General features: G+C 45.4%; 9 protein-coding genes. 5 read left to right on the plus strand and 4 right to left on the minus strand.

The window, feature by feature from the left end; all coding sequences use genetic code 11:
• Nucleotides 1–57: 57 nt before the first annotated feature.
• Together J5I83_RS00240 and J5I83_RS00245 are read right to left on the minus strand one after the other, a co-directional pair.
• Nucleotides 58–261 carry a cold-shock protein gene (locus tag J5I83_RS00240; RefSeq protein ID WP_304052343.1) on the minus strand — a complete coding sequence of 68 codons (204 nt, stop codon included), beginning with the start codon at nt 259–261 and terminating at the stop codon, nt 58–60.
• Between the two features lie 309 nt (nt 262–570).
• On the minus strand, nt 571–2,493 hold the full coding sequence (locus J5I83_RS00245) for a cadherin-like domain-containing protein (RefSeq protein WP_304052345.1): 1,923 nt from the start codon (nt 2,491–2,493) through the stop codon (nt 571–573).
• Nucleotides 2,494–3,205: 712 nt separating this feature from the next.
• Here J5I83_RS00245 and J5I83_RS00250 point away from each other — a divergent pair.
• Entirely contained in the window at nt 3,206–3,466 is a 261-nt protein-coding gene (locus tag J5I83_RS00250) for a hypothetical protein (protein WP_304052346.1), read from the plus strand.
• 136 nt (nt 3,467–3,602) lie between these two features.
• Here J5I83_RS00250 and J5I83_RS00255 read toward each other — a convergent pair whose 3' ends face one another.
• Complete coding sequence (locus tag J5I83_RS00255) at nt 3,603–4,865, minus strand: hypothetical protein (RefSeq protein ID WP_304052348.1); 1,263 nt, start codon at nt 4,863–4,865, stop codon at nt 3,603–3,605.
• 782 nt (nt 4,866–5,647) lie between these two features.
• On the opposite strand from J5I83_RS00255, the gene J5I83_RS00260 reads away from it, so the two are divergent.
• The gene (locus tag J5I83_RS00260) at nt 5,648–6,319 is read left to right on the plus strand and encodes a nucleoside deaminase (protein WP_304052349.1); all 672 of its coding nucleotides are present in this window, start codon (nt 5,648–5,650) and stop codon (nt 6,317–6,319) included.
• A 155-nt stretch (nt 6,320–6,474) separates the two neighbouring features.
• Here the strand turns inward: J5I83_RS00260 and J5I83_RS00265 are convergent, their stop codons facing one another.
• Nucleotides 6,475–6,852 (minus strand): helix-turn-helix domain-containing protein, encoded by a 378-nt coding sequence (locus J5I83_RS00265; RefSeq protein WP_304052351.1) that lies wholly within the window; start codon nt 6,850–6,852, stop codon nt 6,475–6,477.
• A gap of 121 nt (nt 6,853–6,973) precedes the next feature.
• On the opposite strand from J5I83_RS00265, the gene J5I83_RS00270 reads away from it, so the two are divergent.
• From J5I83_RS00270 to J5I83_RS00280, 3 genes are all read left to right on the plus strand, one after another.
• Nucleotides 6,974–7,684 carry a glutathione S-transferase family protein gene (locus tag J5I83_RS00270; RefSeq protein ID WP_304052352.1) on the plus strand — a complete coding sequence of 237 codons (711 nt, stop codon included), beginning with the start codon at nt 6,974–6,976 and terminating at the stop codon, nt 7,682–7,684.
• 415 nt (nt 7,685–8,099) lie between these two features.
• Nucleotides 8,100–9,671, plus strand: coding sequence for a hypothetical protein (locus J5I83_RS00275; protein ID WP_304052354.1), 1,572 nt, complete (start codon nt 8,100–8,102; stop codon nt 9,669–9,671).
• Between the two features lie 307 nt (nt 9,672–9,978).
• Entirely contained in the window at nt 9,979–11,151 is a 1,173-nt protein-coding gene (locus J5I83_RS00280) for a type I restriction endonuclease (protein ID WP_304052356.1), read from the plus strand.
• The last annotated feature ends 124 nt before the right edge of the window (nt 11,152–11,275 follow it).

Consider the following 11,275-nt stretch of genomic DNA (forward strand, 5'->3'; position numbering starts at 1 on the left):
CCACAAAAAAACCCCGGGGGGTTAATCCGGGGTTTGTGGTTTTATTTGTGCTTCAACCTATTGAGGCGCAATATTTGATGCCTGTTTACCTTTAGGGCCGGTCGTCACTTCGAAGGTAACGCGTTGAACCTCTCGTAACGATTTTAAACCTTTTATATTGAATGCAGAGAAGTGTGCCAATAAATCTTCTCCACCATTGTCTGGAGTAATAAAGCCAAAACCTTTAGAGTCGTTAAACCATTTCACAATGCCTGTTGCCATGCTATTTCTATTTCCTTAATGATAAATTTACGTTTACGGTGATCCGTATTATAGCCATCGAATATCAAGGAAAAAGATCAACCAGAGGCATCACATTTAACAACTTGAATCCAAAAGACTGCTATAAGATTGATGTTTTCTAGAAAAGTTCAGATAGTTATCCAGTATTTCACAAAGGGAAAGGGGCCGCACACAAAGGGTCAGAGCAAAGGCTAAGAAAACCCCATTTGTTGTGTGTGACCCCTGGCGTTATGTGTGCTTGATCACTCGTTGAGACGGTCAAATATATAGCCAGCTTAGTATTAGCGGTTAACGCACTGTCCAACTGAGAGCATTTGCCCAACACTCAAAATTACGATTAGTGTGAAGGCCTCGCACGCGCACTTTCATTTCACCCTTGGGTGACACATATTTATCTGGACTCAGATTAATCACGGCCGATACAGTGACATCGTCTGTATTTCCAACCGCGCGCTTATCCAGCAGATCCCAATTGTCGGTCTTATAGTTATACAAATACAAGCTTTGCATAACGTTTTTTCTAGAATATTGACCCTTATAAGTTAGTGACAACTCTGACATGCTTGCGGGCCAATCAGGTATTGTTGTGGTCGCATACCAATCAGTGCTTCTGCCATCGGCAACTCGGTGAGACTTAATATCATAAGTATCGCGATCAGCCTTTTTGAAACTCTTAAGAGTCCCCCACTGGTATTCACCCGTGTTGATCGTAACAGCTCCAGGAAAATAAGTTGCCGGCGTCAGCACAGGGAGGGTAATGTTGATATAGACCACAGCTTTGGCGCCCGCATTTTGGTCATCAACAATTGTATAGTTGAAACTATCGGTACCTAATATATTAGCAGCAGGTGTGTAGGTAAAAGTCTTGTCGCCATTGTCAATAATAGTACCGCCCCGGGAGCTTGTAGTATCGACGGTGGCAATATTAATCGTGTCATTATCCGGGTCAAAATCGTTCTTTAGTAATTCCAAAGCACTAATAATAACCGGTCTGCCTTCAAAGGTAGTCACGTTATCGTCATTGGCTACGGGCACCTGGTTGGGCGGTGAGATAAGTCTGAATCTGCCGGTATGGGTGCTGGTATCGATTTCAATGATCCCTGTAGTGGTGTCACGGTAATGAATAGGTTGCGCGTCAGACGAAGGATGAATCACAGAAGAAATAAACTCTCCAATATCTCCCACATTGGGTCGCACATGAAAAGGCAATGCGTTTGAGCAGGTTCCCCATGCTGAAAAACCGCTAGGCTCGCCCCAGGCCATGAAATCAAAACCATATAGCAATGTCGACCACCATGCATAATCGAATTTATTTTCTTCGAACAAGAGAGTGCAATCCGCTTTATTTGGACTAACATCTGCCTGAGTCGTGATGGTGGCAATTTGAGTGCCGTATTTCTGCTTATAGGCATATGCCTTGTCAGATCTGTCTGTCCAGATTTGCGGATCCACGAAAGTGCCATTGATAACTTGGAAATGTTCTAATAAGTAGATATCCATAGCACCCAGACGCGCCGCCGCACCTTGTGGATTCATTGGAACTGATGACAGGGTGTTTGCATAATAGCCTGTCGTATAAAGTACTTCATTGACAACCGCTGTCCCAAACACATCATCGGGGTTATAACCGTTAATAAATGCCTTCAAGGATTTACTATGAACATAGTCCACGATTTCGTTCTGCACTATTCGAGAACTGCCAAAACCATATTCTGCTTCGTCCAGAAAGATACCGGCGACACCCATATTAGACCATGCGTCAATACGCGCTTTCATTTCATCAACGGTAAGGGGTACAGGAATGCCGTTACACTGCCGGGCAGTATTTTCACCGCCAATAGATACATAGCCAAATACCTGCGTCTTGCCCAGGGGTGGCTGCAGTCGTTGAATAATTTGCTGCGTGAAGTCGTGATCGAAATGACTGTTTTGATCGCATCCGTAATACGGTATTTGACTAATTGCCCCGGTGTATTGCGGGAATTCAAGCGAACTTCCTAAAACGACCACATCATAGTCGTTGAAAACATCTACAGCAACACTGATATTGCCATTTGCACCATTGACTAAACTCGGCATGCCGTAATAGAAAGCAAGACTTTTGGGCGCAATGGTACTCTGGGCATGTACCGTATTAGATAACCATAGTGCCAAAGCAAAGAACATGCAACTATGCATAAAACATTGTGTAAATCTCGCTGATAAAATCATATCCACCCCTTATTTTTAACTTCGTTATTTGAAATATTGAGTTTTCCACGCGTTAGCCACGATAGTCTGCAACCACATAACTTAAGCTTTGATGCTTCAGTAACGTAAGTTCGACATAAGAAAAACAGTAAAAAGAACCTGAATTTCTTATGATGAGGCGATTTTGGAAAGGGATTTCATCACGAGAGGAGTCTGTTACTGTCTTCCAATTTAATCTGGCTGGATTAAAAGTACGCTTCCTTGATCAAAATGAAAATAAGCAAAAACTTTAATTTGATCTAAAGAAAATGCTTAGAGGCTGTTTGGAAATTCTGAATGCTAGAGGAGATAGGGGGCTCGCGCCTTGCACACTGTTCGCTATATTTTGAGCGTGCCCGCTCACCATTGCTCAGCCGTAACCAAGACTGATCTGATTTTAAGTTACCTACGTGTTTATACGTATTTAATTATTTCCTGTTTTTCTGTCAAATAGAGAGTGTAGTGGGATGAGGTATCACTACGACCATCTTGTTAACTATATTGGAATTGTTTTTGCTTAAAGGAAGGAGGCTGCATGAGATTAGCTAAATTAAAGATTTTCCTTATAAGAAATTAAGGCCTGCGCTTATTTTTATAGGATGCAATGCCATATACGATCACTAATCAGATAGAGGGTTAAGTAAAACATTCTGGTGAGACGAGGAATGGTTGAATATTTCTAAGGAGAAATAAAATGAATCCACTCAATAAAAAAATCATGCTTATGAGCACTCTTCTTGCTTTTAGTGCTTCAGGACATGTATTGGCAAATCCAACAAATGTCGCGGCTAATGAAGCCAGTTCTTCTAAGGTTGCCGCCGTCACCGACAGCACTCAGGACAACTCTCAAGCAAATCGACTGCATCAGGCCAATAAACAAACACAGCTGCGACAACAAATCAAACCGAAAAAAAGCAAGAAATTTCACCGAACGATCTATCCTATGTTTCCATAAGTCAAACACGTTGTTTAAACTCATTGGAGAGAGGCTAAATTCACGGGGATTCATCGGGGTCAGCGTCTGAGGATTCCTCTGATGCTGACCCCAAATTTCCTAAGAGGAGGAATGATTTCCCTCCACTGCTATGCTATTAACCTTCCACAGTAGTGACGTTTTCCCAAGCGGGTGGCTGACCTACCAGCGTAATCGAGACGTCATCGCCAAAGTTGACGATGAAGTTATCAGCCTCAATGTGGACTTTGGTAATATGACTAGCTATTTGATCACGTGATAAACCGTACTCAGTGAAGTCGAGCATATCGCCTTCCTGTCCATTAAAGCCATCAATTTTCCAGTGGCCCAGGTCATGGAAAACAAAATTATCTGCGCCATCTTCACCACGGCAATCTTCACCTGGGCGTGCGTCGACATGTTTATGGTGACGTCCACCTTTGTCGCCATGATCATCTCTACCACCATGATCGTCTTTACCGCCATTATTGCGATCATCGCCTCTCATGCCGCCGCCGGATGAATCGTCTTTTTGATCATCATTCCGGTCGTCTTTGCCGCCATGATCATCTTTACCGCCATTGTTGCGGTCATCGCCTCTCATGCCGCCGGATGAGTCATCTTTGCGATCATCATTCCGGTCGTCTTTACCGCCGTGATCGTCTTTACCACCATTATTGCGATCATCGCCTCTCATGCCGCCATGATCATCTTTACCACCATGATCATGTCCGCCTTTACCGCCATGATCGTCTTTACCGCCATGATCATGTCCACCTTTGCCGTCATCGCCACGATCATCTCCCGGCATATTGATATCATCCCAGTCAATCTGATCAGGTTTTACTCCTGCCAGTGTGATGGATACATCATCACCGAAGTTGACGATGAAGTTATCAGCCTCAACATGGATTTTGGTAATTTGGCTTGCCAGTTGATCTCGTGATAAACCAAACGCAGTGAAATCCAGCACATCTCCTTCCTGCGCATTAAAGCCGTCAATTTTCCAGTGTCCTAGATCATGGAAAACAAAATTGTCTTCTGCACCGTCTTCACCACGGCAATCTTCACCTGGACGTACGTCGACATGTTTCTGGCCATCATTATTTGAATTGCCATCATTAGGGCTGCCAAGATCCGAAGTCGTCGTAAGTTGTTGCTGATCATCACTTCCAGCTAAATTATCGATGGCATCAGGTTTGGTATTGTCCTCGGTCGCACTCACGTCCGAATTTGTGGTGGGTTGCTGATCGTCACTTCCAGCTAAATTATCGACGACCTCAGGTTTGGTATTGTCCTCGGTCGTACTCACGTCTGAATCCGCCGTGGGTTGTTGTTGATCGTCACTTCCAGCTAAATTATCGATAGCCTCACGTTTAATAGTGTCTTCGGTTGTACTCATTTTGTTCTCCTGTTATTACAAACTAATGCTAATTCAATAATCTTTACTGCTAGTTAATATTAAGAATTGCTATCGTTAATATTAAGAATTGCTGTCGTCTGAATTGATCTTGACCTCCTTTAATGTGTGTAAGAGTTTCTTTTAATAATACATAGCAACATTCATGCCAAAATATATTTCCATTATTAATCAATGTATTGAATTGTTTTGTTAAAAGAAGGGTGTGGAAAAATATCATCAATAATCAATTCATTCTTATACATGAACTGTATATATCGCATAACACTATGTTTTTAAAAGATTTATTGTGTCGCTAATGAGCGATGTGTATTTGCGCGCAATGTATAATTTATTGTTTTTAAACGATTTATTTTGTCGTCAATTAGAGAATTACATGTACAATACATAGCAGATTAAATAAAAGGATCAGTTTTTTTTGCTGGCTTTTTTGTACTTATTTGCGAGGATCCCTCAGGATCTTAGGTGTATGAGCCAGTAGGCCAGAAAGGTGTTACGGTGCATTTCTTGTACAATCAAACCGAACGGTAGTTTGAATTGACTGCTAGACAGATAAAGTCTGCATAAGAGGAAGGTATGAATGAAACAGCCTGAGTGGTTGCCCCATTGATATAGTCAAGCGAAAATTTACAATGGATTGTATTTGGAAGAATGAATTTCCAAAAAGGAGATATTGCGATGAAAGTATTTTCAAAAAATCACTCTCACAATAAAACGCCATATTCGCAATGTAGTATTTTTACAGCATCGCTAGGTTGAAAGCTATGGTAAAACAGACCCGCCGGCAGTTCATTGCCAGTGCTGCAGCTTCAGTCTCGCTGTTCGCGCTTGGCCGTAGCTATGGCAGTACGCCGGAATACGAATCGAAACGCAATACCATGACTAAGGACTTAAGCGAGAGTGAAAGTCAATATTTGGAGACCATTATGTTGAACGATGTCGAGTTGCGGCATTTGCGCCGCTGCGTGGAATTAGCGACTGAAGCCCTAAACGCGGGTGATGAACCGTTTGGTTCTGTGCTCGTTTCAGCGAACGGCACTGTTCTCGTCGAGGATCGCAATCATGTGGTAACCTCCGGCGATCGAACTCGCCATCCGGAGTTGAAGATTGCACTCTGGGCTGCGGCCAACATGAGCCCTGAGGAACGAGCCAAAGCGACTGTCTTTACCTCAGGTGAGCATTGTCCGATGTGCGCTGCTGCGCACGGCTGGACCGGATTGGGCCGTATCGTGTATGTAAGTTCTTCCAGGCAACTGGCAGCCTGGCTTGCCGAGTTGGGAGTCCCTCCATCTCCCGTACGACCGCTACCGATCCATGAGATCGTCCCTGACCTCATGGTGGAAGGCCCGGTTCCCGGACTTGCGGAGCAGGTGCATGACCTGCACCGCCGTTTCTACAGCTCAAGAGGCTTCCCAAAGCCAGCAGCAGCCAAATGACAGCAACTGCGACGCATCTCTTGAATTCGACTGATTCAGCAAGCCAAGTCTGCAAAATGAAAAAACTGGCGTCAAAAAAGTAGAGAAAGTTGGTATTTTCCCTTGCCCAGACCGGCCAATGCGCGGTCCCTGGTAGGTACTCAATCCAGAAAATCCTAATACCGCTCGATGCGCGGAAATATGGTAGTGCCGGGATAATACTTCAGTCCCCACGTGATGATGGCTTCCAGTATGGGCTGCAGCTCTTCGCCCTTTTGAGTAAGCCTGTATTCATAACGGGCGGGTTTTTGCTGATAAGCTTGCCGAGTAATGATGCCCGCATCTTCCAGCTTTTTTAACCGATCCGCCAGAATATTCGAGGCAATTTTTTCGGGAGAAACGATCAATTCCTGATAACGCCTTTTTCCAAGTACCAAATCGCGGATAACCAACAGTGTCCATTTATCACCGAAGAGATCCAGTACATTGGTGATTGGACAACTCGATCGTTCAAATGCGGCCGGATTGTCGGCTGCTTTTTGCTCTTTTTTCATCGCTTACCTAAAAAATAAAAGTAATTGCACCACTTAAGGTGCAATAGTATAGTAACTTGCAATTTGCAAGTTACTAATAAAACATTTGTGATTTTCCTTTTTATGGGAGCCATTTCAGATCATGTTGAAACTTTATCAATTCGAACGTACTTGGGGAATTCCTAATTTAAGTCACTTCTGCTGCAAAATGGAAACCTACTTGCGCATGGCAGGGATTGAATATGAAATCAAGCCAGCGTTTCCACTCAGCGCACCCAAAGGTAAGTTACCGTACATCGAAGATGACGGTAAAATTTTAGGAGATTCAGGTTTTATTATTTTGCACTTGAAAACAAAATATAAGGATCTGGATCAAGAATTAAATGCCGTAGAGCTTGCGCATTCCCTGGCGATGCAGCGCTTGCTGGAAGAACATCTCTTCTGGACCACGATGTATTCTCGCTGGCAGTATACTGATGCTAACTGGCAGGTGAACAAGGAAGCCATTTTTGGAAGGATGACGCCAATCATCCGCAATATCGCCGCTGCTTATTATCGGCGCAAGATTCAACAACAAATTCATGGGCATGGTATCGGTCGGCACAGTGCTGAAGAAGTGTTTGCGCTTGGTATGCGCGACCTTGATGCACTCTCCGTTTTTCTTGGCAATAAAAAATATTTCCTGGGAAATCAGCCTACGACATTGGACGCCAGCGCTTTCGGCATCCTGGTCAATACGCTGAGATGCCCTATCGAATCACCGCTCAAGGAATATGCCCTCGCAAAAAACAATCTGATTGAGTATGTGGATCGAACCATGACTGACTACTACCCGGATCTGCTGACTGCATAAAAAGATAAAAGGGGACGGAAGGGACTGTTCCTGGGGAATTCCCACGAATAAATGTGCTGCCGGTTATGGCAAACGTGGCCGACCTCTGCAGGAGCAGGAAAACACACATTTGTCAGGGATGGGCACGAATGATATTTGTGTTGCATCTAATCGAGTGCAAGAGCAGCGATCCTGCTTGCGCTGCTTGAGAGCTGAGCATTTGTTTGGAGCAAGGGCGGCACAAGTGATGGGATCTTGCTCTATGAATTCAATAATCTCATTGTTGTTACTTTGTGCTTGAGTGGAGTGATTCTTGCGTAATGACTTTACCTATCCAGGCCATGCATTCTAAACTTCAAATTTAACGGCTTGTTATAGGATCGTTATGTGCTCCTAAGTAACCGTTAGCGAGATTCCATATAAAGGAGGATAAAAGATGGCAACGACAACAGGAAGCGCCAATTCCATTCCAGAACTTAAAACAACTTCCGACAACATGATGCTTGCTGCGCTTAATCTCTCCGCACGAGCTTATTCCGATAACCATCTTGATGATCAGCCGGTCATTGATGCAGTGAATGGACGCATTCAGGGCTGGACGCCTTTAGAAGTCACTGCTTTGGGTTTTGCAGTAAATGAGCCAGGATTCAGCACGATAGGCGGGAGTTTATTGCGATATGACAACGATAATGCTTCAGCCACTGTTGGCTTAACCTTATTGAATGGCAAACGCACGTTAGGCATATCATTCGAGGGCTCTAACGATATTACTACAGGAAATGGCAGGAAGGACTGGAACCATAATGTTTTCAGCATCAAGGGATACTATGATCTATTAAACGAGCCCCGCAACGATAACGAAGTCAGTTTTCTGCAATCGATCGTCAACTATGTTAATAGTCAAGGTATTGAGCAGGTGCTCGTGACGGGCCATAGCCTGGGGGGGGCCGCCGCGCAATTCTTCATGCAGGACTATGGTGGCACCGATGCCAGGTATATCGGGGTAACTTTTGGCTCGCCTGGCACCAATCGCTTCCAGGCATTGCCGGAAGAACGCTTTGCCAATATTCGTCATAATGACGATGAGGCGGTAATCGCAGGAGATGCGCGGGGATATGAAGTAAGCGGCGCGATTATCAATGTACGGGTGGACGATGGCGGATTAGATGAGCTATCAGAACACGCCTTGTTTGTTCCGCTGGATGACTCGGGCATCAGCTACCGAAGAAGCATTGAATTTATAACTTCTCAATTAGATGCAAATACGTTGTTCCGGGACATGAATATTGTTCCTGGCACCAATGGCAATGACAATTTGAATGCAAAAGAAGGCCAGAACATTGAGGTGCTGCTCGGCGGCGGTGGCGCTGACAACATGGCAGGCGAGGTATCGGGTGAGCAGCATCTTCAGATATTCAAAGGCGGTGGGGGGAATGACATTATTCATGGCGGCGGAGGAATCGATTATGTGCTGTACAGTGGCGCCCGCTCCAACTTTACCCACCAGGTCTCGCCAGCCGGTGAGTTGATCGTGATAGATCACCGGGCAGATCCGAATAATCAAGGAACCGATACGCTTCAAGCTATCGAGCGGATCGTTTTCACTGATATGGCTTTTGCGCTCGATGTGGAGGGGGCGGCTGGCATGGTGGCGAAATTGATTGGCGCAGTTTTTGGTGCAGAAAGTGTTACTAATGCCAGTTATGTCGCAATTGGTCTTTCCGCGCTGGATAAAGGTACCAGCCATGAGGATCTTGCTGCCTTCGCTATCGCCGCCGCCGGAGCAAATACTCCCGCGCAAGTGACCTCGTTACTCTGGAGCAATCTCATGGGTTCACCGCCAACAGCAGAACAGGCACAACCATACATTGACCTGCTGAATTCAGGCACATCCGTGGGCGAATTGGGCGTGCTCGCGGCAGAACACCCGATCAATCAAACGAATATAGCGCTGGCTGAATTAAAGGAAAGCGGCATCGTTTTTGATCCGCTGGGTTTTGTTGTGTAGTAAACCCGTTCCAGCATAACATTTATAAAAACACCGTTCAGCCTGAGCTTGTTGCAGGCCAATGTCAGTTGCGAGCAGTTCGACAGGCTCACTGCGAGCGGTAAGGTTATGATAGCGCAATCTACTATTGTAGCGATGCAACCCGCCTGAACTTTATCCTTCTCGCACTGCAGAATTTGGCATCAATACCTTCCCGCCGTTGGAGAAAGCTGGATGCGGGATAAAAAAACCGAATTTTGAAGTGTGAAGGGTAGATTCTATCGATTGTAAGCAATGCGCACGTTAGTCAATTCAAAAATAAGAATAAATGGCCATATCAAACTTTTCAGTATTGAGTCAGCACGACGAGCAATTACTTCGTCTTGGCATGCTTGCTGAAAAATATTTCGCAGAGGATCCCAATACTTGCCTTCTCAAGCTGCGCCAGTTGGCAGAATCTCTGGCGCAATTGCTCGCTGCTCGGGCCGGCCTCTATATTTCCCCAGAAGAAACGCAATATGACCTGCTGCGGCGATTGCAGGATAGCAGCGTCATGCCGCGTGAAGTTTTCCAGATGTTCAACCAGGTGCGGCGTACGGGTAATGCAGCCAACCATGCACTATCCGGCGATCATCGCACTGCACTGTCCGCGCTCAAGCTCGTCAGGGAAATGGGATTATGGTTCCATCGTACGTGCAAGGATGCAAGCTATAAAGTGAGCCCCTTTATTCCACCGCCAGCGCCACATAATGAAAGCGCCGGGTTACGAGTTGAACTGGAATGCCTGAAAAAAACGCTTGCTGATTATCAGGCAACGCACGCTCAGGTAATCGAAAAACTGAGCATGACCGAAGCCAGTCTGCGCGAGGCCAAGGATGAACAAGCCTTTTGGGAAAATATGGCGGCTGAGACCGAGCAGGCTAAACTCGTGCTTGCACAAAGCATGATCGAATTACAGCGCGTTACCATGACGCAGCCCAAAGATGTCCTGGTAAAGATAGTCACTGCCGCTAACAAGGCGGTTGATGCAGTGCAATTGGATGAGGCTGAGACGCGCAAGCTGATCGACCAGCAGCTGCGCCAGGCCGGTTGGGAAGTGGATTCGGATGCGCTCAAATTCAATCAGGGTGCTCGTCCTGAGAAAAACCGCAATCGCGCCATTGCCGAATGGCCCACGGAAAGCGGCCCGGCTGATTACGTGCTGTTCATCAGCCTGACACCCGTTGCCATCGTAGAAGCCAAGCGTAAACATGTCGATGTTTCCGGCGCATTGCAGCAGGCCAAACGCTACAGCCGCACTTTTACTCCAAGCAGTGAATGCGAATTGCCTGCAGACAACTGGTGGTACAAGATCCCAACGATGAATCCACAAATATACTGCTGGAGCGTATTCGTGTCGAACGCGCGACATCGCTCACATCAGTTTGGTGTATTTCCAAGGCAAAGCATATTGGAATATCGCTGTGGAAATCGTGAAAGCTATGAATCAATATCAATATAAGTAGTCAGCCCTGAAATATCGACAAGCTATTGATATTATGAATAGATTCTATTCATTGCGATGATCATGCCGACCAGAAATGTTAAAATATTCAAGTGTTTTCTGGTCGAAATGGTGATTAAAA

The sequence above is a fragment of the Nitrosomonas communis genome, from assembly GCF_024102715.1.
Taxonomy (GTDB): domain Bacteria; phylum Pseudomonadota; class Gammaproteobacteria; order Burkholderiales; family Nitrosomonadaceae; genus Nitrosomonas; species Nitrosomonas communis_B.

Coding starts and splice junctions, on each gene's coding strand:
- J5I83_RS00275 (WP_304052354.1), top strand. CDS start 8,100: ATGGCAACGACAACAGGAAGCGCCAATTCCATTCCAGAACTTAAAACA.
- J5I83_RS00265 (WP_304052351.1), bottom strand. CDS start 6,852: ATGAAAAAAGAGCAAAAAGCAGCCGACAATCCGGCCGCATTTGAACGA.
- J5I83_RS00250 (WP_304052346.1), top strand. CDS start 3,206: ATGAATCCACTCAATAAAAAAATCATGCTTATGAGCACTCTTCTTGCT.
- J5I83_RS00270 (WP_304052352.1), top strand. CDS start 6,974: ATGTTGAAACTTTATCAATTCGAACGTACTTGGGGAATTCCTAATTTA.
- J5I83_RS00245 (WP_304052345.1), bottom strand. CDS start 2,493: ATGATTTTATCAGCGAGATTTACACAATGTTTTATGCATAGTTGCATG.
- J5I83_RS00280 (WP_304052356.1), top strand. CDS start 9,979: ATGGCCATATCAAACTTTTCAGTATTGAGTCAGCACGACGAGCAATTA.
- J5I83_RS00260 (WP_304052349.1), top strand. CDS start 5,648: ATGGTAAAACAGACCCGCCGGCAGTTCATTGCCAGTGCTGCAGCTTCA.
- J5I83_RS00255 (WP_304052348.1), bottom strand. CDS start 4,865: ATGAGTACAACCGAAGACACTATTAAACGTGAGGCTATCGATAATTTA.
- J5I83_RS00240 (WP_304052343.1), bottom strand. CDS start 261: ATGGCAACAGGCATTGTGAAATGGTTTAACGACTCTAAAGGTTTTGGC.